This is a genomic window from Amycolatopsis sp. NBC_01488, from assembly GCF_036227105.1.
Taxonomy (GTDB): domain Bacteria; phylum Actinomycetota; class Actinomycetes; order Mycobacteriales; family Pseudonocardiaceae; genus Amycolatopsis.
In genome coordinates this window covers 2,553,423-2,574,971 of sequence record NZ_CP109434.1, presented here as the reverse complement: position 1 = coordinate 2,574,971, position 21,549 = coordinate 2,553,423, and the positions used below count along the sequence as shown (strand labels likewise).

22 protein-coding genes and 1 tRNA gene are annotated in these 21,549 nt (G+C 70.1%); 9 read left to right on the top strand and 14 right to left on the bottom strand.

What is annotated here, in order from left to right; genetic code table 11:
- Window positions 1–97: 97 nt before the first annotated feature.
- Both OG738_RS12360 and OG738_RS12355 read left to right on the top strand, forming a co-directional pair.
- On the top strand, window positions 98–571 hold the full coding sequence (locus OG738_RS12360) for a DUF742 domain-containing protein (protein ID WP_329053750.1): 474 nt from the start codon (window positions 98–100) through the stop codon (window positions 569–571).
- 17 nt (window positions 572–588) lie between these two features.
- Complete coding sequence (locus OG738_RS12355; protein ID WP_329053748.1) at window positions 589–1,593, top strand: cation diffusion facilitator family transporter; 1,005 nt, start codon at window positions 589–591, stop codon at window positions 1,591–1,593.
- 23 nt (window positions 1,594–1,616) lie between these two features.
- Here the strand turns inward: OG738_RS12355 and OG738_RS12350 are convergent, their stop codons facing one another.
- From OG738_RS12350 to OG738_RS12340, 3 genes are all read right to left on the bottom strand, one after another.
- Entirely contained in the window at window positions 1,617–2,312 is a 696-nt protein-coding gene (locus OG738_RS12350; RefSeq protein ID WP_329053747.1) for a CAP domain-containing protein, read from the bottom strand.
- A 154-nt stretch (window positions 2,313–2,466) separates the two neighbouring features.
- Window positions 2,467–7,029, bottom strand: coding sequence for a DUF7507 domain-containing protein (locus OG738_RS12345; protein WP_329053745.1), 4,563 nt, complete (start codon window positions 7,027–7,029; stop codon window positions 2,467–2,469).
- A gap of 97 nt (window positions 7,030–7,126) precedes the next feature.
- Entirely contained in the window at window positions 7,127–7,597 is a 471-nt protein-coding gene (locus OG738_RS12340; protein WP_329053744.1) for a MarR family transcriptional regulator, read from the bottom strand.
- 73 nt (window positions 7,598–7,670) lie between these two features.
- Here OG738_RS12340 and OG738_RS12335 point away from each other — a divergent pair, with 73 nt between their 5' ends.
- A complete protein-coding gene (locus OG738_RS12335) occupies window positions 7,671–8,867 on the top strand; it encodes an FAD-dependent oxidoreductase (protein ID WP_329053743.1) in 1,197 nt (398 codons plus the stop codon).
- On the opposite strand, the gene dcd is transcribed toward OG738_RS12335, so the two are convergent.
- Window positions 8,864–9,445 carry a dCTP deaminase gene (gene dcd, locus OG738_RS12330; RefSeq protein WP_329053741.1) on the bottom strand — a complete coding sequence of 194 codons (582 nt, stop codon included), beginning with the start codon at window positions 9,443–9,445 and terminating at the stop codon, window positions 8,864–8,866. The genes OG738_RS12335 and dcd overlap by 4 nt on opposite strands.
- A 22-nt stretch (window positions 9,446–9,467) precedes the next feature.
- On the bottom strand, window positions 9,468–10,661 hold the full coding sequence (locus OG738_RS12325) for an oxygenase MpaB family protein (RefSeq protein ID WP_329053739.1): 1,194 nt from the start codon (window positions 10,659–10,661) through the stop codon (window positions 9,468–9,470).
- A gap of 108 nt (window positions 10,662–10,769) precedes the next feature.
- Here OG738_RS12325 and OG738_RS12320 point away from each other — a divergent pair.
- Window positions 10,770–10,840: transfer RNA gene (locus OG738_RS12320), tRNA-Gly, on the top strand.
- Here OG738_RS12320 and OG738_RS12315 read toward each other — a convergent pair.
- Both OG738_RS12315 and OG738_RS12310 read right to left on the bottom strand, forming a co-directional pair.
- The gene (locus OG738_RS12315; protein ID WP_329053738.1) at window positions 10,832–12,058 is read right to left on the bottom strand and encodes an RNA polymerase sigma factor; all 1,227 of its coding nucleotides are present in this window, start codon (window positions 12,056–12,058) and stop codon (window positions 10,832–10,834) included. The genes OG738_RS12320 and OG738_RS12315 overlap by 9 nt on opposite strands.
- Window positions 12,055–12,405: a YciI family protein gene (locus OG738_RS12310; protein WP_329053735.1), complete on the bottom strand. Its 351-nt coding sequence runs from the start codon at window positions 12,403–12,405 to the stop codon at window positions 12,055–12,057. The genes OG738_RS12315 and OG738_RS12310 overlap by 4 nt, the downstream gene beginning before the upstream one ends.
- A 117-nt stretch (window positions 12,406–12,522) precedes the next feature.
- On the opposite strand from OG738_RS12310, the gene OG738_RS12305 reads away from it, so the two are divergent.
- A complete protein-coding gene (locus OG738_RS12305; RefSeq protein ID WP_329053733.1) occupies window positions 12,523–13,722 on the top strand; it encodes a cytochrome P450 family protein in 1,200 nt (399 codons plus the stop codon).
- On the opposite strand, the gene OG738_RS12300 is transcribed toward OG738_RS12305, so the two are convergent.
- Entirely contained in the window at window positions 13,719–14,369 is a 651-nt protein-coding gene (locus OG738_RS12300; protein WP_329053731.1) for a hypothetical protein, read from the bottom strand. The genes OG738_RS12305 and OG738_RS12300 overlap by 4 nt on opposite strands.
- A gap of 87 nt (window positions 14,370–14,456) precedes the next feature.
- On the opposite strand from OG738_RS12300, the gene OG738_RS12295 reads away from it, so the two are divergent.
- Entirely contained in the window at window positions 14,457–14,834 is a 378-nt protein-coding gene (locus OG738_RS12295) for a nitroreductase family deazaflavin-dependent oxidoreductase (RefSeq protein WP_329053729.1), read from the top strand.
- A gap of 8 nt (window positions 14,835–14,842) precedes the next feature.
- Window positions 14,843–15,379: a GNAT family N-acetyltransferase gene (locus OG738_RS12290; protein ID WP_329053728.1), complete on the top strand. Its 537-nt coding sequence runs from the start codon at window positions 14,843–14,845 to the stop codon at window positions 15,377–15,379.
- Here OG738_RS12290 and OG738_RS12285 read toward each other — a convergent pair.
- The 5 genes from OG738_RS12285 to OG738_RS12265 form a co-directional block, all read right to left on the bottom strand.
- Window positions 15,369–15,695 (bottom strand): MmcQ/YjbR family DNA-binding protein, encoded by a 327-nt coding sequence (locus OG738_RS12285; RefSeq protein ID WP_329053727.1) that lies wholly within the window; start codon window positions 15,693–15,695, stop codon window positions 15,369–15,371. The genes OG738_RS12290 and OG738_RS12285 overlap by 11 nt on opposite strands.
- A 38-nt stretch (window positions 15,696–15,733) precedes the next feature.
- Window positions 15,734–17,428 carry a bifunctional metallophosphatase/5'-nucleotidase gene (locus OG738_RS12280; RefSeq protein ID WP_329053726.1) on the bottom strand — a complete coding sequence of 565 codons (1,695 nt, stop codon included), beginning with the start codon at window positions 17,426–17,428 and terminating at the stop codon, window positions 15,734–15,736.
- A 114-nt stretch (window positions 17,429–17,542) separates the two neighbouring features.
- Window positions 17,543–18,322: an alpha/beta fold hydrolase gene (locus OG738_RS12275; protein ID WP_329053725.1), complete on the bottom strand. Its 780-nt coding sequence runs from the start codon at window positions 18,320–18,322 to the stop codon at window positions 17,543–17,545.
- 51 nt (window positions 18,323–18,373) lie between these two features.
- Complete coding sequence (locus OG738_RS12270; protein WP_329053724.1) at window positions 18,374–19,453, bottom strand: Gfo/Idh/MocA family protein; 1,080 nt, start codon at window positions 19,451–19,453, stop codon at window positions 18,374–18,376.
- A gap of 64 nt (window positions 19,454–19,517) precedes the next feature.
- Complete coding sequence (locus tag OG738_RS12265) at window positions 19,518–19,826, bottom strand: GNAT family N-acetyltransferase (RefSeq protein WP_329053722.1); 309 nt, start codon at window positions 19,824–19,826, stop codon at window positions 19,518–19,520.
- A gap of 215 nt (window positions 19,827–20,041) precedes the next feature.
- On the opposite strand from OG738_RS12265, the gene OG738_RS12260 reads away from it, so the two are divergent.
- A complete protein-coding gene (locus OG738_RS12260) occupies window positions 20,042–20,677 on the top strand; it encodes a VanZ family protein (protein ID WP_329053720.1) in 636 nt (211 codons plus the stop codon).
- Here the strand turns inward: OG738_RS12260 and OG738_RS12255 are convergent.
- Window positions 20,618–20,794: a hypothetical protein gene (locus OG738_RS12255; RefSeq protein ID WP_329053718.1), complete on the bottom strand. Its 177-nt coding sequence runs from the start codon at window positions 20,792–20,794 to the stop codon at window positions 20,618–20,620. The genes OG738_RS12260 and OG738_RS12255 overlap by 60 nt on opposite strands.
- Before the next feature lie 130 nt (window positions 20,795–20,924).
- Here OG738_RS12255 and mug point away from each other — a divergent pair, with 130 nt between their 5' ends.
- On the top strand, window positions 20,925–21,485 hold the full coding sequence (gene mug / locus OG738_RS12250; RefSeq protein WP_329053715.1) for a G/U mismatch-specific DNA glycosylase: 561 nt from the start codon (window positions 20,925–20,927) through the stop codon (window positions 21,483–21,485).
- Window positions 21,486–21,549 lie beyond the last annotated feature (64 nt).

Here is a 21,549-nt window from a genome sequence, read left to right as displayed (position 1 = left end):
CCAAAAGCGTCCGCATCCGGCGTATCCTGGCCTTTCCTCGCCGCCACCGCTGCCAGCGAGGCCACTTCGACGATCACGGAATCAGGGGGCAGCGAGGATGCGCGAGGACCTGCGGACCACGGCGGCCGGGCGCGGGGAAGATCATCTCCCGTCCACCGGCCGGCACGCTCTCCGCGACGTCCCGCCCATCGAGGAACACCGGATCGCCGAGCCCGCCGGCCACGTGCCCACCCAGCGCACGCTCGTCCGCCCGTACGTCCTGACCCGCGGCCGGACGCAGTCGCGGCGGCACCTGGCGATCGAAGCGCTCGTCTCGACGCGCGCCGGCGCGCACTGGAACGGCGCCCGGCTGACCGGCGAGTTCCGCTCGGTGCGGACGCTGTGCCACCGCCCGCGCTCGGTCGCCGAGGTCGCGGCCACGCTCAGCGTGCCGCTCGGCGTCGTCCGGGTCCTGCTCGACGACATGGCCGAGCAGGGGCTGGTCACGATCCACGACACGCGTGTCAGCGCCGAGGGTCGTCCGGCGATGGCGCTCATGGAACGCGTGCTGCACGGCCTGCGCCGCCTCTGACCATTACGCTCGGCAGGGTGACCGAGGACAACGGGAACTCCGGCGGCGAAAGCACCCTGACCGTAGTGCTCGCGGGCGGCGTGAACCTGGCGATCGCCGTGCTGAAGCTGATCGCGGGTCTCATCACGGGCTCCGGCGCGATGCTCTCCGAAGCGGCGCACTCGGTGGCCGACACGTTCACCGAGGTGCTGCTGCTGACGGCGCTCAAGCGGTCGGCGCGTCCGGCTGACCGCGTGCACCCCTTCGGCTACGGCAAGGAGCGCTACTTCTGGGCGCTGCTCGCCGCCGTGTCGATCTTCGCCTCGGGTTCGATGTTCGCGCTCTACGAGGGCGTTTCGACCGTGCTGGGCCACGGCGAGGCCCAGAGCACGTCGATCTTCAGCTACATCGTGCTGGCGATCGCCTTCTGCCTCGAAGGCACGTCCTGGGTGCAGGCGGTGCGCCAGGTGGTCAAGGAGTCCAAGGCCGAGAACCGGTCGTTTTCGGCATACCTCCGCATGATCGACGACCCCACGCCGAAGACCGTGCTGTTCGAGGACTCGGCCGCGCTGATCGGCCTCCTGCTCGCGTTCCTCGGCATCCTGCTGCACCAGCTCACCGGTTCGGAGATCTGGGACGGCGCCGCGTCGATCGCCATCGGACTGCTGCTCGCCTTCGTCGCGTACTTGCTCGGCCGGACGAACCGCGGCCTGCTCATCGGGCGTCAAGCCGACCCGCAGATCGTCCGCGGCATTCGCGAGCACCTCTCGTCGGCGACGGAGATCGAGGCCGTCGTCGACCTGCAGACGATGCTGATGGGCACCGACCAGGTGCTGGTCTGCACCCGCGTCGACTTCGACGACGCGCTCGGCGCCGGCGATCTCGAGCGCGCCTGCGTCCGGCTGGCGGCCGAACTCACCGAGAAGTTCCACGACGTCACCGAGGTGTTCATCGAGCCGGTGCCGCGGACGGACCCGGAGCTTCGGGCGACGGTGCTGGCGCGCTACGGCGACATCGCCGAGCGGTGGAACCAGGCCCAATAGGATCCAGTAGGGCCCAGTACGGCTCAGTACCCGAAGTCCTGGACCCAGTACCAGCCCTTCGTGGTCACGCCGACGCCGATCTTGGTGAGCGAGCAGTTCAGGATGTTCGCGCGGTGGCCCTCGGAGTTCATCCACGCGTCCATGACCTGCGCCGCGGACGTCTGCCCCTTCGCGATGTTCTCCGCGCCCGGCTTCGAGTAGCCGGCGTTCTTGATGCGCTGGTCGAACGTGACGCCCTCGGGGTTGGTGTGGGCGAAGAAGTCCCGCGCCGACATGTCGTCGCTGTAGTCCTGCGCGGCCTTGGTCAGGTGCGGTTCCTCCGTCAGCGGCTGGCAGCCTGCCTGCGCACGCTCGCCGTTGACCAGGGTGATCACCTGCTCGGCCGTCGAGGACGCGACGCGGGCGGCAGCCTTGGTACTGGGCGGCGGGGCCGCCGCTTCGGACGTCGTCGACGGCGGGGCTTCGGAGGTCTCGGTCGGGGTCGGTGCCGCGCTGGACGTCGTCGGCGCGGGCGTGTCGGTCGTCGTCACCTGCTTCGTGGCCGGAACCCGTCCACCGGCGAGGTCGGTTCCACTGCCGCCACCGGAACCGGCCGGCGCATCGGGCAGCACGAGCGCCGCGGCGCCGAGCTCGGCGGTGTTTCCTTCCGCCGTGGCCATCCAAGTGCCCGCGGCGGCGGAAAACACGCCGAGCAGCACACTGAGTGACACCATCACCACGCGAGCACGTTCACCAATGGGGGACACGGCGCGAGAACGTATCACGGAACGATTACAGCGAGAACCCTGCGAACGCACTGGTCACATTTCTTCGGCCGCCATTCGACGACAGGTTCGGATTCCGCGGCAATCGGACGCTCCAGCGTTACTCCGTTCAGCCGCTGCGCACCGTGAAGGTGGCATCGCCGGACGCCGTCACCGAACGGCCCGTCGGGTCCTGGCCGGTGACGGTCGCCTTGCCCGTGAAGCCTTCCTTCCCCGCGATCGTCGTGCAGGTGTAAGAGATTTCGGCGTCCACAGCCAGGGCCGGCGCGGTGCGCGCGCACGCCGTCGTGTGATCGTCCACGACGGACACGGCGGTGAGCGGCACGTCGCCGGTGTTCTTGACCAGAATCGAAAAGGTCACGGTGTCGCCTTGGCGAACTTCGTACGGCGTCGCGTCCTTCATCAGGGCGATCTCGGGGTGGACGACGTCGATTTTCGCTTCGGCTTTCGATTGCACGGAGCGATGGGTCGGGTCCGTTGCCGTTACTTCGGTGGTGGTGGTGAAGTCGTCGCCGGGTGCTTTCCGGGTGCAGGTGTAGGTCCGGGTCGCCGCGACTTCGAGCGCGGCGTACTGCTTGGCGCACCTTCCGTCGTCCACAATGGACACGTTCGTCAGCGGGACGTCGCCGGTGTTGCGGACGGCGATGGTGAACGTGACTTCGTCGCCTACGCGGACTGTGCTGGGCTTGGCGTCCTTCGTGAGCTGCACTTCCGGGTGAATGACGTCGACCTTCGCGGTCGCGGTGGCGGTGACCGGCGGGCCGACGGGTGCAGTCGCCTTGGCCTCGACAGTGCTCGTGACGTCGTCCTTCGGGGCGGTCATCGTGCAGTCGTACGTCTGCGTTTGCTTCGCTTCGAGCTTGTCGAACGTCTTCGCGCAGGTGGGGGCGCGGTCATCGGTGAGGGTCACGGCGGTCAGCGGGACGTCGCCGGTGTTGGTGACGGTGACCGTGAACGGCACGTTGTCACCTTCGCGGAAGGGGCCCTTCGTGTCCTGCGTGAGCGCTAGTCCGGGGTGGACGACAGTGTAGGACGCGTCGTCGGTGGCACTGACCTGGCGGTTCGTCGGATCGGTGCCAGTTGCGGTGGCGGAGCTCACGAAATTGTCGGTGCCGGCGTTTACCGTGCAGGAGTGGTGCTGGAGAGCGCCGGGAGGGAGGGTGCCGATGGACTGAGCGCACGCCGGAGTGCGACTGTCCGCAATGGACACGTCGGTCAGTGGGACATCGCCGGTGTTCGCGACGACGAGGGTGAACGTGACGGTGTCGCCTTGCCGGACCTGCGCAGGCGTCGCGTCGTTCGTGATGGTGACCGCCGGGTGGATGACATCGACCGGTTCCCCGGCGGTGGCGGTCACCGGACGGTTCGTGGCGTCGGTGGCGGTGACGGCCGCGGTGGCGGTGAAGTCGGCTTCGCCGGCGACTTGAGTGCAGCTGTAGTGCTGCGTGGCTCGCGGTTCGAGTGAACCCAGGGATTTGGCGCATGCCGGTGCGCCGGGATCAGCCACGGAGACATCGCGCAGCACGCTGTCGCCGGTGTTGGTGACGGTGATCGTCGAGGTGACGGTATCGCCGGCGCGGACGGTTCTCGGGTCAACGGACCTGGAGACGGCAACGGCCGGATGAATGACGTCGACCTGCGCGCTGCCTCGGGCGGTGACCACCGGACCGACCGGTGGCGTAGCGGTGACCTGGACGGCGGCGGTGACGTCGTCGGCCGGAGCGGTGAGGGTGCAGCTGAAGGTCTTGGTGGTGCCGGGCTCGAGGGCACCGTCGAGGACTTGGGCGCAGCCGGTGGCCCGCGCCTGCGGGCCGGTGCTCCGAGACGCGGCGGTTCGAGTGTTCGCGACCTGCCTGCCGGGAGTCGGCGTCGCCTGAGCTGTCGTGTCTGTCGTGTCTGTCGTGCCCGCGCTCGGCTGACCCGTGCCTGCCGAGCCCGTGCCCGGCTGGCCCGCAGCCCGCTGACCCGGCCCTGGCGAGTCCGTGACCCGCACAGCGGTCAGCGGCACGTCGCCCGGGTTGCGCACGGTGATCCGCAGCGGCACCGCGTCGCCCTCGCGGAACGGGCCGCCCGTGACCTCTGCGGTGATCGCCACTGCGGGGTGCTGCACGGCGAACGCGGCCTCCGCGCTCGCCGTCACCGGCCGGGCGGTCGGGTCCAGGCCTGTCACCGCCGGCTTGTTCGTCAAGCCGGTGGCGCCCGCGACCGTCGTGCACGGGTACGCCGAAGTCGCGTGCGGCTGAAGCGTTCCGAGCGGCTTGGCGCAGCCCGCGACCTGGTCGTCCGTGACCGTCACGCCGGTCAGGGGCACGTCGCCCGTGTTGGTGGCGGTGATCGTCCACGTCACCGTGTCGCCTTCGCGGACCGCGGTGGGCGAAGCCTGCGCGGCGAGCGCCACCCCCGGGTGGATGACGTCCACCACGGCGTCGTCGGTGACCTTCACCGTGCGGCCGAGCTGGTCCTTTCCGGACGCGACCGCCGTGTTGGTGAAGTCGTCCGGCGGGGCCGGCGCGGTGCAGGTGTACGTCTGCCTGCCCCGCGGCGGCAACGCACCGATCGTTCGCGCGCATGCCGGCGTGCGGTCGTCGGTGACGGCGACCTCCGAGAGGGGCGTGTCACCGGCGTTGGCGACCGTGATCGTGAACGTGATCAGGTCGCCGGCGCGGACGACATCCGGCGTGGCGTCCTTCGCGAGCGTCAGGGCCGGCGTGATCACCGTGACCGTCGCCGGCGCGGTGGCGGCGACCGGCTGGCCCGCGAGGTCGGTGCCGGTGGCGGTGACGTGCGACGTCGTCGTCGTGGACGGGTTCGCCGTGCACGTGTACGTCTGCGTCGCGCCCGCGGCCAGGCTGCCGAACGTGCGGGAGCACGACGTCGTCGTGTCGTCGGTGAGCTTCACCGGCGCGAGCGGGCTGTCGCCGGTGTTCTTCACCGCTACGGCGAACGTGACGGTGTCGCCCGCGTGGATCACCGGCGGCTCGGCGGTCTTGGTGACTTCGACGGCGGGCGCGATCGTCGGCGCGGGCGCGTCCGCGGTGGCCGTGACTTCCTTGCCGAGTTCGTCGGTTGCCGCGGCGGTCGCGGTGTTGACGCCGTCGGCGATCGGGGCCTTCGCGGTGCACGTCGTCGTGCGGCTTTCGCCAGGCGCGAGAGCGCCCGTGAGTGCGCACGAAGGCGCCTTCGGGTCGGTGACCTGCAGGCCGGAAAGCCCGGTGTCGCCGGTGTTCGTGACCTTGATCGTGAAGGTCGCGGTGTCGCCGGTGCGGTAGGCGGGCTTGTCGGCCGTCTTCGTCATGCCCAACGACGGGTGTACGACGTCGACGGCCGCGGTCGCGGCGCCGTCGAGCGCGTCACCGAGCGCGCTCGTGCCGGTCACCTTCACCGTGGTGGCGAAGTCGTCGGCGGGGGCGGAGCCGGTGCAGTCGTAGGTGACGGTCTGGCCGGGGGCGAGCGTGCCGAGTTGCTTGGCGCAGGCCGGAAACGCCTCGTCAGCGACCTGTACCCCGGACGCCGCGACGCCACCCGGGTTGGTCACCGCGACGGCGAACGTCACCGGGTCGCCGGCGTGCGCCTTCGGCTGTGTCGCACGCACGGCGACCTGGAGTTCGGGCACCGGCACCGAAAACGCCAGGTTCTGCGCGAGATACGTGTCGCCGCTGGTGACGAAGCCGAGCTTTGCGCTGGTTGCGCCCGCGGGAATGTTGTCGACGTTGAACGCCTTGGCGTCCACGCTGAAGTTGTTCTTCACTCCCGGCGCCGCCGCGTTGTCGGCGTTGGAGATGAAGAAGTTCGACGTCCCGCCGGTGGCGGGCTCGGCGGCCGGCGTGCCGTCGACCAGGAACTGGTCGCCGGAGCCGCCCCAGTCGCCGTCGTAGGCGGTGACGCCGAGGTGCGCGTCGGCGGCCGCCGCGCGGAAGCCGGTGATCGTCGTCTCCGTGGGGACGTCCGAGGCCTGCCGGACGTGGCCGTCGTAGACGATGACCTTGCGCTTGTTCGGCGCGAAGTCGGCGTTGCGCTGCGGATACGCGTAGACCAAGGCGATCGACCAGCCGCCGACGCAGTCGAAACCCTTGGGGGCCCAGACGTTGCCGACCGTCACGTCGAGCGGGCCGCCGGTCGGCGCGCCCGCGAACTGGCTGGTCACGTCGGCGTGGGCCGAGTAGTACGGGCCGTCTTCGGCGAAGCCCGACGGCTTGACGTCGGCCGGCTTCGCGCTGCCCACCGAAAGCCGGACGTTCTGGGTGGCGGGGTTCCCCGGCGGCGGAATCGCGGGAGCGCCTTCGCGAGGACCGCATGTCGTCCCCGTCGTGTTGCCCGCCCAGTTCAACCGGGCGAAGGCGATGCGGGCGCCGGGCGGGATGCGCACGGACGCGCTAGCCGAATCGAACGTGCCCGGGTCGGCGTCGACGTCGGCCCACTGCATGAAGAAGTCGTCGTTGACCAGGGTGTCCTTGCGGTCCGCGGTGTTCGCGCACGCGGCGGGCGTGTCCACCGCGCCGGCGGCCGGCGCGTGATCGGCGGTGAGCGGGCACCGCAGGACGCCATTGCCCGCGTACAGGAAGTCGCCGTAGACGACGTCGTCGTAGCCCACCGCGAAGGGTGGGGCGCCGGCCGCGCCCGCCGCCGGCGTCACCGCCGCGGCGAGAAAAACCAATGCCAGAACGAGAATCAAGCGAAGCGGCCTATCGGGCAACCGCATTTATCGCTACCTCCGTGGCCGGGACGACCTTTCGGAGCCTGGCACGAACGAGGGGTTTACGCGTCAGTTCTCACCCGTCCGTGGAGCCGGTCAGCTTCACCGTCGATTCGTGGGTGAGGGCCGTGGCCGCCTCGACGAACCCGATCACCGTGCGGAGCTCGTCGTCGGTGTAGCGGTCGCACAGCTCGTACATGCGCTTGACGAGGTGGTCCCACAGGTGGACGCCGCTCGCGATGGCCTGCTCGTCCAGCGCGATGAGCACGCGGCGGCGGTCGTCCGGATGCGGACGCCGGTCGACGATGCCTTTGCGCTCGAGCCGGTCGATCATCGCGGTCACCGACGCGGGCGCCAGGCCGGAGAGCCGCGCCAGGTCCTTCGGCGTCTGCGGGCCGAACCGGGCGAGGTAGTCCAGGACCTTGCTGTCGACCGCCGACAGCCCCCGTGTCTCGGAGATCGCGGTGTGGAACATGACCGTCTCGGTCGACAGCTCCCGGGACCTGAACAGGACTTGTTCGACCAGTTGCGCTCGCTCGCTTGACACGCCGTCCAGCCTAGCCCACTCTTTAGTTCGACAGAATGAATTAGTTTCTAAGAGATTCGAGGGGACGAACGAGATGACACGGGCATTGATCATGGGGGGCGGCATCGCGGGGACGATCACAGCCATCGCCCTGCACGAAGCCGGGCACGAGCCGGTGCTGTTCGAGGCGTACGACCGGGGCGCCGAGGGCGTCGGCGCGTTCCTCACGCTGGCGGTGAACGGCCTGGACGCGCTGCTGCCGCTGGGCCTCAAGGACATCGTGAAGAGCGCGGGCTTCGACTCGCCCCGCATGTCGATCGGGCTCGGCAACGGCACCCCGCTGGCCGAGTTCCCGCTGGGCGGCGAGCTACCGGACGGCACGGTGAGCCAGACCGTGCTGCGCTCCGACCTCTACGTCGCCCTGCGCGACGAGGCCACGCGACGCGGCATCCGCGCCGAGTATGGCAAGCGCCTGATCGGCGCGAGCCAGACGTCTTCGCAGGTCAGAGCGGAATTTTCGGACGGCTCCCAGGAAACCGGCGACCTGCTGATCGGCGCCGACGGACTCCGTTCGCGCGTCCGCACGATCATCGACGCGGACGCGCCGGGGCCGCGGTATGTGCCGCTGCTCAACACCGGCGGGTTCGCCGAAGGACTGCGCCTGCCGGACGAGCCGGGCGTGCTGAACATGGTCTTCGGCAAGCGGGTGTTCTTCTGCCACGTCGTGAGCCCACGGGACGGCCGCGTCTGGTGGTTCGCGAACCCGCCCCGCAGGACCGAGCCGACCGCCTCCGAGCTGGCCACGCTCGCCGGCGAGAAGCTGCGCGCCGAGCTGCTCCACCTGGTCGCGCGCGACCGGACACCCGCGACGGAGATCATCCGCGCGACCCGCGAGATCTACCCGGCGTGGCCGACGTACGACTTCCCGACGGTCCCGGTCTGGCACCGCGGCCGCATGGTGATCATCGGCGACGCGGCGCACGCGACGTCACCGGCGGCGGGCCAGGGCGCGTCGATGGCCATCGAAGACGCCGTCACCCTGGGCAAATGCCTCCGGGACGTGCCGAGCGTCGAACAGGCGCTGGTCACCTACGAGGGTCTGCGGCGCGAGCGCGTCGAAGCGGTGGTCGCGGCCGGCAAGCGCAACGGCGACCAGAAGGTGATCGGCCCGGTCGGGCGCGTGGTCCGCGACTTCTTCATCAAGCGCGTGTTCGCGAAGCCGTTCGACGAGGACCCGAACGCCTTCATGTGGCAGCACCACATCGACTGGAACGAGAAGATCGCCGCTTAGCGCCAGGTGTCGACGCGGTGGAAGTTCTTGTACGCCCGGCTCGGGGTCGGGCCGCGCTGCCCCTGGTAGCGGGACCCGGCCTCGCTCGAGCCGTACGGGAACTCGGCCGCGCTGGACAGGCGGAAGATGCACAGCTGGCCGATCTTCATGCCCGGCCAGAGCGTGATCGGCAGGTTCGCGACGTTCGACAGCTCGAGCGTGATGTGCCCGGAGAAGCCCGGGTCGATGAACCCGGCGGTCGAGTGCGTGAGCAGCCCGAGGCGGCCGAGCGACGACTTGCCCTCGAGGCGGCCGGCGAGGTCGTCGGCCAGGGTGACGAGCTCGAAGGTCGAGCCGAGCACGAACTCGCCCGGGTGCAGCACGAAGGGCTCGTCGCCCTCCTTCTCGACCAGCGAGGTCAGGTCGTCCTGCTGCAGCTGCGGGTCGATGTGGGTGTACTTGCTGTTGTTGAAGACGCGGAAGTACCGGTCGAGCCGGACGTCGACGCTGGACGGCTGGACCATGCCGGCGTCGAAGGGGTCGATGCCGAGCCGGCCGGCGTCGAGCTCTTTGCGGAGGTCACGGTCACTGAGCAGCACGGCGGAAGCCTATCCGGTGTGCTCAGGCGGCCCGCATGTGCTGCGCGTAGCTCGTGTCGGGCGCGAAGATCTTCTCGAGCCGCTTCACGTATCCGCGGCGCCCGGCCTCGCCGATCCGTTCCTGCAGCGCGGTGGCCCCGGGGATGAACCGCCGCACGGTCTCGGCGGCGAAGTTGACCCCCGCCACGGCGACGATCGCGGCCTGCGCGACCGGGTCGTTCGGCAGCCCGAGGAAGTCGACGTTGGTCTTCCCGAGCACGAGCCGGCTGATCGACGAATGCACGGCGACCGAGACGTGCGAAAGCACCTTCCCCACGGCGCCGCGCCCCTCACCGACGGCGGCGTTGGCCTCGATCAGTGCCTTGGCGAGCCGCTTCGAGTCGTCGTCCGGGATGAATTCGGTGGCGGCGAGCAGCCAGAGCAGGCGCCAGGCGTCCTCTTCGGAGGTGGGCAGCAGCTCGTCGTCGACGCCCATGAGCCAGCCGATGTAGCGCCAGAGGTGCAGGATGTCGCCGCGTTCGCGGGCGAAGTAGCGGAGGCCGAGCAGCTGCGTGCCGAAGACGTAGACGAGGGAGAAGAGCAGGAGCGTGCCGGCGGTCTGGACCTGGTTGACGGGCCGGTCCCAGGCGTCGTAGTCCCAGTCGTCCCGCCGGTTCATGGCGGCGCGGACGTGGGCGTGCACGAGCCGGATCCGCAGGGCGGAGGCGTACCCCTGCTCGCCGTGCTCGAGCGCGCCGGGCGTGGTGACGTCGATCCACCAGGTGGCGGTCTCCACGAGCCGCCGCGTGGCCTTGTACTCGATCTCTCCGGTTCCGACCAGGGCTTTCGCGGCCCGCGACGCGAGGTAGCCGCCCATTAGCGACATGTCGCCGAGCGGGAAGAGCCCGAGCAGACCGGCCCGGGTGATGGCCTTGGCACCGCGTTCGAGGCGTCGGTCGTCGACCCAGTAGGGCTTGGCGTCGACCTCGTCGAAGAACGCCTTGAGCGGCCCATCGGTGGCCGCGCCGTTCTTCAGCGCGTCTTCGAACAGCCGGCGCCCCTGCCCTTGGGGTTGTTGCGCCATCCACGCGACGACGTCGTCGGCGCGCTGGTCCTGCACCTGGGCGAACTCCCGCAGCCGCGCGACCTGCCGTTCGTCGCCCCGGATGTCCCCTTCGATGAACAGCCGCTGGGCCAGCCGGAACCCGCCTTGTCGGAACAGCTCGGGATCGTCCACGCCGCTCACCTCCGAAGTCGACAACAAGTGTTGTCACTTGACGCGCGGACGTCAAGGAGGAGGGTCTGGACACCGGGATCACGGCGCCGTGTATGCTGGCGACGCACTGCGGATGTAGTTCAATGGTAGAACATCAGCTTCCCAAGCTGAATACGCGGGTTCGATTCCCGTCATCCGCTCTCGGAAAGGCCCCGGACATTTTGTCCGGGGTTTTCTTGTTGAATCCGGGCCCGCAAATGAGCCGCGTGCGCGGCCGGCAAACCCGTTTCCACCGCGCGTTCCAAAGCGTCGAAACCCGCCGGAGAACCCATGCGGTGCAACAACTCCGCGCGCGACGCGTGCCACCACGGGTAGTCGTCCAGCCCCGCCAAGGCGTCCACCAACGCCAACCCCGCCGCGGGTCCGTCCCTTTCCGCCACCGCCGCCGCGCGGTTCAGGCGGACCACTTCCGTGTCCTGGACCGACAACAGCACGTCGTACCAGGAGATCACCGCGTCCCAATTCGTCTCCGCGTACGACGGTGCCAGGTCGTGGCAGGCCGCGATCGCCGCCTGGACCACGTACCCGTTCGGTGCCGACGGGGTTCGGCGCAGGCCCACTCCCACCAGCGCCACGCCTTCCTTGATCAGCTCGCCGTCCCACGCCGAACGGTCCTGCTCGGCCAGCAGGACCGGCACGCCCGAGGCGAACCGGGCCGCGCGGCGGGCGTCCTGCAGCAGCACCAAGGCCAGCAACCCCAGCGCCGTCGGCTCGTCCGGCATCAGCTCGGCCAGCAAGCGCGCCAGGCGGACGCCCTCGGAAAGAAGTGAGACGCGCCCTGTGTAGCCCTCGTTGAAGATCAGGTACACCGTCGACGCGACGCCGGCCAGGCGCGAAGGCAGCTCTTCCGCAGGAGGCACCCGGTACGGAATGCGAGCCTGCGCGATCTTCTGCTTCGCGCGCGTCAGGCGCTTCGCCATCGTCGCCTCGGGGAGCAGCAACGCGCGCGCGACCTCCGCGGTCGACAAACCGCCCAATGTCCGTAGCGCCAAAGCGACCTGGGCCTCGAGCGACAACGCCGGGTGGCAGCACGTGAAGACCAGGCGCAGCAGGTCGTCGCGGACGGAGACCGGGTCCGGGAACGGGTCGAAGGCGGGCATCGCGTCCGCCTCCTTCCCGAGCCGCTTCGCTTCGCGGCGGACGACGTCCACCGCGCGACGGCGGGCCGCCACCAGGAGCCAGCCGCGCGGGTTGGCCGGGACGCCGTCGCGCGGCCACGTCTCCAGCGCGCGCACGACGGCGTCCTGGACCGCGTCCTCCGCCAGGTCGACGCTGCCGGTGACGCGAACCAGCGTGGCCAGTACCCGGGTGCCCTCGTCCCGGACCAGCCGCGCGATCGCGTCCCCGGCGTGGGTCACTGGCCGAAGTCGACGACCGGCCGGACCTCGATCGCGCCGTCCCAGGCGCCCGGGATGCGCGACGCGACCTTGACGGCTTCGTCGAGGTCGGCGCACTCGATGAGGTAGAAGCCGGTCAGGGCTTCCTTCGTCTCCGCGTACGGGCCGTCGCTGGTGACGACGTCGCCGCCCTTGCCGCCGGTGACGCGGACCGTCGTCGCGGTCGCCGTGGGGTACAGCGCCGCGCCGCCGCGGATCACGGCCTGGGCGCCCTCGCCGAACTCGTTGTAGTCCTTCATCAGGTCCGCGGCCTCGGGCTTGGTCGGGTCGATGTCGGTGGCGTAGATGATGGCGGCGTACTGGGGCATGGCTGCTCCTCACGGGTACTGGCCGGCGCCGATCGCCGGCTTTCACTGTAAGGACGAACGGGCGAAGCCGCGCCGGGACACTTGTCGCGGAGAATCTTTCCCAGGCAGGGTGGCGGCATGGGAGAGCCCGCGCTGTTCGGTCCGGACTTCGATCGCGACCCCTCGCCGGCCTACGCCTGGTTGCGCGGACGGCCACCGCACCGGCTCGCCTTCCCGACCGGCACGTGGGCCTGGCTGATCACGCGGTACGACGACGCCGTGCTGGCGCTCAACCACCCCGCCCTGGTCAAGAGCCCGTTCGCCGGCAACGAGGAGTGGCAACGCTCGGGCATGGGCCTGCCGCTCGACCACCGGCCGTCGCTCGCCTCCAGCATGATCAACGCCGACCCGCCCGACCACGTCCGGTTGCGCCGCGCCTGCGCCGGCGCGTTCGGCCCGCGCCGGATGGGGAACCTGCGCGAGCGCGCGCAGCGGGTGACCGACGAGCTGGTCGGCGCCATCGAGGCACGCGGGCACGGCGACCTCGTCACCGAGCTGGCCTACCCGCTGCCGATCGCGATCATCTGCGACCTGCTCGGCGTGCCGGAGCAGTACCGCGAAGACGTCCACGAGTGGTCGCTCGTCATCGACTCGGCCGACGACACCGACGGCTCTAAGGTCCGCGACGCCACCGACGTGCTGGAACGGCTGGTCACCGAGGTCGTCGACGCCAAGCGGGCGACGCCCGGCACCGACCTGATCAGCGACCTCGTCGCGCAGGAAGCCGCGGGCACGCTCTCCGCCGACGAGGTGACGTCGACGGCCTTCCTGATCCTCATCGGCGGCCACGAAACGACGGTCGGGCTCATCTCGACCGGCGCGCTCGCGCTGCTGACCCACCCGGACGAGGCTGCCAAGGCACGCACCGACCCGGCCCACCGGGCCGACGTCATCGAGGAGACGCTGCGACTGCACGCCCCGCTGCAGAACGCGACGTGGCGTTTCCCGACCGAGGACGTCGAGGTCGGCGGGCAGGTCATGCGGCCGGGCGACCCGATCCTCGTCTCGGTGCTGGCGGCCAACCGCGACCCCGCGGCGTTCGACGACGCGGACGCGTTCCGGCCAGGACGCCGGCAGGACGATCGGCGGCACATCGCGTTCGGCGCCGGGCCGCACCTGTGCATCGGCGCGGCTTTGGCCCGGCTCCAGGCCGATGTCGCCTTCGAGACCGTGCTGCGCCGACTGCCGACCGCGCGGCTCGCGGTGCCCGAAGCAGAACTCACGTGGTGGCCGAGCCCGATCACGCGCGGGCTCTTCCACCTGCCGATCAAGCTCTAGCCCTCGACGAGCTCCCACTCGGCGTCCGGGGTGGCGCGGTCGTACACCTGGCCCGGCGCGGCCTTCAGCACCGTCCGGACGTCCGGGTACAGGTTCGCGACGTGCTCCAGCTCCAGGCCTTCGACCTCGAAGTCCTCCGCCTCGGGGACCTCGAAGCCGACGAACAGCCAGGTGCCGTCCGGTTCGCGGACGACCTGGCGGACCGCGCGCACCGGCTGCTGCGGGCCGGTCGGGATCTCGGTGAGACCGGTGCTGATCTGGGCTTCGTCGTCCGGCGAGCCCTCGAACTCCCAGGCCGCGCGGCGCTGGGTGAGCAGCCGCATGTCCTCGTCCTCGTCGTCGGACCCGGTCACCGACGACAGCAGCCAGGTGCGGCGCTCGGGGTCCCAGTCGGCGGCCATGCCCGTCGGCAGGGTGGCCAGCGCGGCCAGCTGCGGCAGCAGCTCGAGCGCCTCCCGCACCGACATCTTGCCGAAGCTCTCGCGGTTGACCATGACGTCGTCGGACAGCTCGGTGCCGTCGCTGATGAACCAGTCGTCCTCGTCGTCCAGCACGACGAAGCCGAGCGCGTCGGGGTCATTCACCAGGGCCAGCGCGATGATGACCGGCGCTTCCGGGGCCTGGCGCAGCGGCCATGCGGTCGACATGCGCCATATCCCACCATCGGGCGACCCCGAGCCGGGAAGCGGGGTCATCCGGTCGATGAATTCATCGACCGTTGATATTATCGCGGTATGGTGCTACCCAAGGGACTCGCCCGCTTCAACCGCGTGGTGACCAACCGGATCAACAAGTACGTCGTGGGCTGGGCCCCCGGGTTCGGCATGATCGTCCACAAGGGACGGAAGTCCGGCAAGGAGTACCGGACGCCCCTGAACGTCTTCCGCACGGCCGACGGCTTCGTCGTCGCGCTCACCTACGGACCCGACACGGACTGGGTGAAGAACGTGCTGGCCGCGGAGAGTTGCACGGTGATCACGCAGCGGCGAAATTACCGCGTGCATTCGCCCCGGCTCGTGCATGATGAGTCGCGCCGAGCGATGCCGACGCCCGTGCGGCAGTTCCTCGGCCTGCTGAACGTCCACGACTTCCTGCTGCTGAAGCGGGACTAGGGGGAGAAGTGCTGCTCGAGGGGGAGCTCGTCCGGCTGCGCGCGCTCGAACCGGAGGACGCGGAGAAGATCCACGCGTGGGGGACCGATCCCGAGGTCGGGCGGTGGATGGAGAGCGGTCACCCGAGGTCGCTCGCCCAGGTGCGCAAGCGCGCCGAAGAACGCCCGGTCAACGAGTACAAGCTGGTGGTGCTCGGGATCGAGGCCAAGGCGGCAGGCGCCCTCATCGGCATCATCGACCTGCGCGACGCCGAGCCCGAAGTCGGCGAGGCCACGCTGGACGTCTACATCGGCGACGGCGAATACCGCAACGGCGGCGGCTACGGCACCGAGGCCGTGCGGCTGATGTGCCGCTACGGCTTCACCAGCATGCGCCTGCACCAGATCACGCTCTGGGTCGTCGCCGAGAACGAGGTCGCCCGGCACGTCTACCGGAAGGTCGGCTTCGTCGAAGAGGGCCGGCACCGCGAGTCGTTCGTCGGCCTCGACGGCGAGCGCCACGACATGATCCTGATGAGCATGCTCAAGGGCGAACTCACCTGGTGAGCCGGGAAGGCGCCTTCAACCGCCACGCCTCTTCGAGCAGCTCGCGCAGCTGATCGACGTCGACCTTCCCGAGGTCGACGATGATCGAGCCGGAACCGTCGTAGTGCGGTGTCGTGAAGAAGGCCGCGTCGCCGGAATCCAGCAACGCGGCCTTCTCGTCGAGCCCGCACATCACGACCAGGCCGCCTTCGGCCTCGGTGCGCAGCCGCGCGAAACCCTTGCCCGCGACCTTCAGCCCGGGCGTGCGGTACCAGGTCGACGCCTCGACCTCGGGCAGTTCCGAGGCCAGGCGTACGACGTCTTCCCAAGTCGGCATGGGTCCATTGTCGGCCCGGCGTCTTGGAAGAACCGGACTTACGGCAGCTTCGTGATCCGGTCCGCCGCGGGCGGGGCCAGGTTCGGGTGGGCGCCCAGGTACGCGACCAGCGCGTCCAGGTCGACCGGCCCGCCGGCCAGGTTCGTGCCCTTGGTGAACTCGGTGAAGCCGTCCCCGCCGGCGGCGAGGAAGTTGTTCACCGACACGCGGAACGTCGCCGCCGGGTCGACCGGCGTGCCGTTCACCGTGATGTTCGAGACCCGCGAACCCTGCGGCGCCGACGCCGAGTAGCTGTAGTGCAGCGAGCTCGAGATCTGCAGGAACTTCGGGTTCACGCCCGGCGCCCACTGCTGCTCCAGCACGTTCTTCAGGTTCGCGCCGGTCAGCGTGATCGTCTGCATGATGTTCGAGAACGGCTGGACCGTGAACGCCTCGCCGTAGGTCACCACGCCATCGCCCTCGCCGTTCGCGGACGATTTATACGTCAGGTCGGCGCGGATGCCGCCCGGGTTGGTCATCGCGATGACCGCGTTGTTGCTCTGGGTGCCCGCGAGCTGCGCGTCGGCGATGACGTCCCCGAGCAAGGACTCACCGGCCGCGTTGCCCGCCGCCGGCAGGTCCGCGGTGATGGTGCCGACCTGCTTGTTCGCGATCGGCGCCGACTTCGCTTTGGCGTCGGCGACCAGCGCCGCGACGGCCGGGTCCGGGGTGACCGTGCGCGTGACGATCTCGTTGTCCGCCTGCGTCGCCGAGCGGACGACGTCACGCGTCTTCAGGTCGATCTTCAGGTCCACGACGGACAACAGGCGGCCGAACGACGCACCCTGGATGACCGGGCGCGGCTGGCCGGCTGGGTCGTTGACGACGCAGTTGTACTGCTGGTGGCTGTGGCCAGTGAAGATCGCGTCGACCTTCGGCGTCACCGCCTTGGCGATCGCCGTGGCCGGGCCGGGCAGCACCCTGCAGTCGTTCGGGCCTTCGATCTCGGTGCTGTCGCCTTGGTGCAGCAGCACGACCTGGGACTTGACGCCGAAGAAGTCGAGCAGGTCGGCGGTGCGGTTGATCGCCTCCACCTCGTCGCCGAACTTCAGGCCCTTGATGGCCTCGGGCGTGACGACGGTCGGGAGGTCCTTCAGCGTGGCACCGATGATGCCGATCGGCACGCCGCCTTCGAACTTGACGGTGAACGGCAACAGCGCGGGCAGGCCGTTGGTGAAGTACACATTGGACCCGAGGAACGGGAAGTTTGCGCCCTTGAACGTCTTGTCGAACTGGCAACCGTCCGTCGGGTGGCAGCCGCCGAACTGCATGCGCTGCAGTTCCTGGTAACCCTCGTCGAACTCGTGGTTGCCGACGACGGACGCGCTCACGCCGAGCTGGTCCAGGAAGTCGATGGTCGGCTCGTCGTGGAACAGCGCCGAGGTCAGCGGCGACGCGCCGACGTTGTCCCCGGCGGACAGCACGAGCGAGTTGCGCACCTGCGAGCGGAGCTGCTTCACGTGCGTCGCCAGGTAAGCGGCGCCGCCGGCGTCCACTGTGGTCCCGTCCGACTGCGTCACGCGGCCGCTGGAGCCGGATGGCGGCTCCAGGTTCCCGTGGAAGTCGTTGAACGTGATGATCCGGACGTCGGTGGTGGGGTCCGGGCGCTGGCCCGCGGATGCGGGTGCGGTGGTGACCGCCGTCGTCGCCAGCGCGGCCGCGGCGAGCACCACGAGCCGGGTTGAAAGCTTCATGCGTGTTTCCTCCGATTCGCGCCCAACGTCCCCATAAGGGCGCACGGCGGAGGATTCTGCCTCGCGAGCGGATCAGCTGCCAGGGTCAAAAGACGGACGTAAAGCGAATGTCATCTAGCGGCTGCCCTGGAGCAGCACCCGCGCGACGAGCGCCGGGTCGTCGTTCATCGGCACGTGCCCGCAGCCCGGCAGCAGCCGGAAGGTCCCGTTCGGAGCGATCTTCCGCAGGTCGGCGACGCGAGGCCGGGCGAGGATCCGGTCGTGCTCGGCCCACGCGATCGTCACCGGGACGCCGGTGACCGGGCCGGTGAAGCGGAAGTCCCCGCGGGACTGCGCGGCGGTGGGCTCGAAGCCCGGCGCGGTCGCGAGCGCGTGGGCGTCCTCGACGACGGCGTCCGGTGTGAGCAGGCCCGGCTTCCCGACGATCATCCCGGTCAGCGCCTTGCGCCCGGCCGCCGTCGCGGCGATGCGGCGCACGACGTGCGGCGGCGTGCGCTGGGCGAGCGCGCGGTGCGCCTTGAGCGTGGCGATCGCGTACATCTTCTGCGTCCGGTTCCACAACCCGGCCGGCGACAGCGCCGTGACGCTGCGGACGAGCCCGGCCTGGCCGAGCGCCAGCGACAGCAGCCCGCCGAGGGAGTTGCCCGCGACGTGGGGGCGGTCGAGGCCCAGCTCGGTGAAGAGCTCCTTGAACATCACCAGCGCGGGTTCGATGCCGTACCCGCCGGCCGGCTCGGGCGACTCGCCGAAGCCCGGCAGGTCCACCGCGATGACGTCGCGATGCGGCGTGAGCAGCGGGAACACCGGCGTCCACGCCTGACGGCGGTGGCCGATGCCGTGGATCAGGACCAGCGGCTCGCCGTGGCCCTCGCGGTCATAGACAACGTCGTCCATCACCCGAGAGTAAGTCGGTGTTCGCGGAAAAGCTACAACCGCCGGTAACAGTTACTCTGCGTCCGGGTAGATCCGCGTCCCGGCGTCGGCCGACCGCTGGACGGCGTCGAGCACGCGGTGCACGCGCAGCGCGTGCGCGAAGTCCGGCAGGTCACCCTTGAGGTGCCGCGCGTAGGCGTGCGCGACGTTGTACGACGGCTCGGCGCTGCGCCCGGCCAGCTGCGGCAGCTCGTACCGGGTCGGCACGGTGAGCTTCTCCAGCGTGCCGGTCCGGCTGCCGCGCAGCGTCAGTTTCGCGATCCAGAACAGCGGGTCCGCGGCGGTGACGACCAGGGTGCCCTCGGTGCCGTTGATCTCCCAGTGGAAGTCCGTGGCGGGCGACGACCCGCCGCGCAGGTGCAGCGACACGACGGCGCCGCCGGTCAGCACGCCGGTGACGGCGATCTGGTCCGGCGCGGTCATCGGGACGGAGTCGCCGGTGACCTCGTCGCGCACCCGCGACCGGACGGTCGCCATCGTCGCCGACAGCTCGGCGAACCGGCCGAGCACCATGTCGAAGGCGTCGACGGTGTGCGCGAACGGGATGGTCAGCATGGTCGCCCCGCCTTCGGGGTGCAGCTGGTAGTCGCGCCCGGCCCGGACCGACGGCCCCCAGTTGCCGCCCGAACCGATCAACGACGTCGAGAGCACGCGGCCGACGTACCCGTCCTTGATGAGGTCGCGCAGGTAGCGCAACGCGGGTGCGGAGCGGCCCTGCAGGCCGACGGCAGTCGGTTTCCCTCGAGCGGCTTCGGCCAGCGCCTCGGTTTCGGCGAGGCTCACGCCGAGTGGCCACTCGCTGAGCACCTGCTTGCCCGCCGCGAGCGCGGGCTCGATCAGCGCCCGGTGCTCGGACACCTTCACCGCGACGACGACCAGGTCGACCTCCGGGTGCCGTGCCAGCTCCCCGGTGTCGCCGAAGGTCAGCGGCACGCCGTACTTCTCCCCGGCCACCCGCGCCGACTCGGCACTGCTCGCGCTCAGCGCGCGGAGCTCGTAGCCGTCCACGGCGGCCAGCGCGGGCACGTGCGCGGTGGCGGCCCAGCCGCCGTTCGCGCTGAGCCCGACGATGCCGACCCGGACCGGAGCCATGAGCGTTCCTTTCGTTGCCCCTGCACAAGACTTCGACGTGCCGAGCGTCGTGGTCATTCCCGGGTCAGCGCAAGCCGCATCCGGTTACGTCTCCCTTCTCGGTGATGACTTCGGACTCGCCGGTGAGGACGAAGCCGAGTCGCTCGTAGACCCGTCGCGCACGGTCGTTCCCCTCGAAGACGTGCAGTCCGATCGCTTCGGCGCCGGCTTCCTCGGCCGCCTCGCGGACGGCGTCGATGAGCCGCGCGGCCACGCCGCGGCCGCGCGCTTGTGGCGCAACCCACATCGAGAAGACCATCCGGGCAGGCTCGCACGCGCCGAGCGTTCGGTAACACCCATCAACTCGGACGCGATGAGGCGATCGATCCGGCAAGTGGGGGAAACATGGGCATCGAAGTCGTACTCGTGGTGCTGGCCGTCGTCGTGCTGATGATCGGCGGCACGGTGTTCAGCGCGTGGCGCTCGGAGCGTTCCGAGGAAAGCGAAGACGACTGACCGATCGGCCCGGCGCCGGTCGGCCGAGTGGCCGATGGCGTCGGGCTCTTCGACCGAAGCGGCTCCCGGGTCGAGATCCATAACGTCGATGGCATGACGAACGCACAGGTCACCGCCCTGCAGTACGGGTTCATCGGCTTCCTGGCGCTGTGGGCCGTGGTGCTGGTGCCGCAGCTGATCACGCAGCTGGCCCGGTACGGCGGCCTGCGCCTGCGCGGCATCGCGACCACGGCGGCGGTGCTGCTGTACGGCTGCATGACCCTGGCGGTCGTCTTCCTGCCGCTGCCCGGCCCCGGCACGCGCCGGCTGAGCCAGACGGTGCAGCTGCACCCGTTCCAGTGGATCACCGACATGCACACGGAGCTGCTGAAGCACGGCGAGCCGCTGTCGCAGTGGTTCACGACGCAGACGTTCCAGCAGGCGTGCTTGAACGTGCTGCTGTTCGTCCCGCTCGGGGTGTTCGCCCGGCTGCTGTGGCGCCGAGGCCTGACCGGAACGGTCCTGATCGGCTTCGCGGCCTCGCTGTCGATCGAGGTAACGCAGGTCACGGCCAACTTCGGGACGGCGCCGTACGCCTACCGCATCTTCGACGTGGACGACCTCATGAACAACACGTTCGGCGCGGCAGCCGGCTGGGTGTTCGGAGCGCTGCTGCTGGCGCTCCTGCGTTCACCGATCGGCGTGCAGCCGGCCCGGAGCGAGCGGGTCCACCTCGCCCAGCCGCGCTAACCGGGCTTTCCGCTGCAGCGCGGCCCGCTTGGCGGCCCGCCGGTCCTCGAGAACGACGAGGAGCGCGGCGACGGCGATGACCAGCGCGACGAGCCCGAGGACGATCGGAAGCTGCACGAAATCCTCCTCGGTACGGCGCTGTGCGGGAGATCACAACAGGTTACGCAGGTCCGTGGTGAATCCGCTACCCCCAGCGACGGTCGGCAGGTGAACCATCGGCGGACGGGGCGTGCCGGAAACTGGCCATGTGAGCATCCGACCCACGAAGGGCCAGCTGGCCGCCGCGCACAACACGACCATTCCGGACGTCATCGGCCCCGGCCTCGACGTCCTCTTCTGCGGCATCAACCCCGGCCTCTACTCCGGTGCGCTGAAACAGCACTTCGCCCGCCCCGGCAACCGCTTCTGGCCCGCGCTTCACGCCGGCGGGTTCACGCCGAGGCGGTACCGACCGGATGAGCAGGACCAGCTGCTCGACCTCAAGCTCGGCATCACGAACGTCGTCGCCAGGACCACCGCCCGCGCCGACGAGCTGACCGACGACGAACTCCGCGAAGGCGGCAGGCTCCTGGCGGCGAAAGTCCTCGAGTACCGCCCCCGGTGGCTCGCCGTCGTCGGGATCACCGCCTACCGGACCGCGTTCGGCTTCCCGAAGGCGCGCGTCGGGCGGCAGGACCACCGGATCGGGGACACCCGCGTGTGGGTGCTGCCGAATCCGAGCGGCCTCAACGCACACTGGACGCCGGCCGGGCTCGCGGCCGAGTTCGCGGAGCTGCGGACCGCATCGGACCATCGTCGAAATCGTTGAACGAGAGCGAGCCACCCTCAGTAGCGCCCATCGGCCCGTCAGGTCCTTTCCAGCCCGGTCGAGC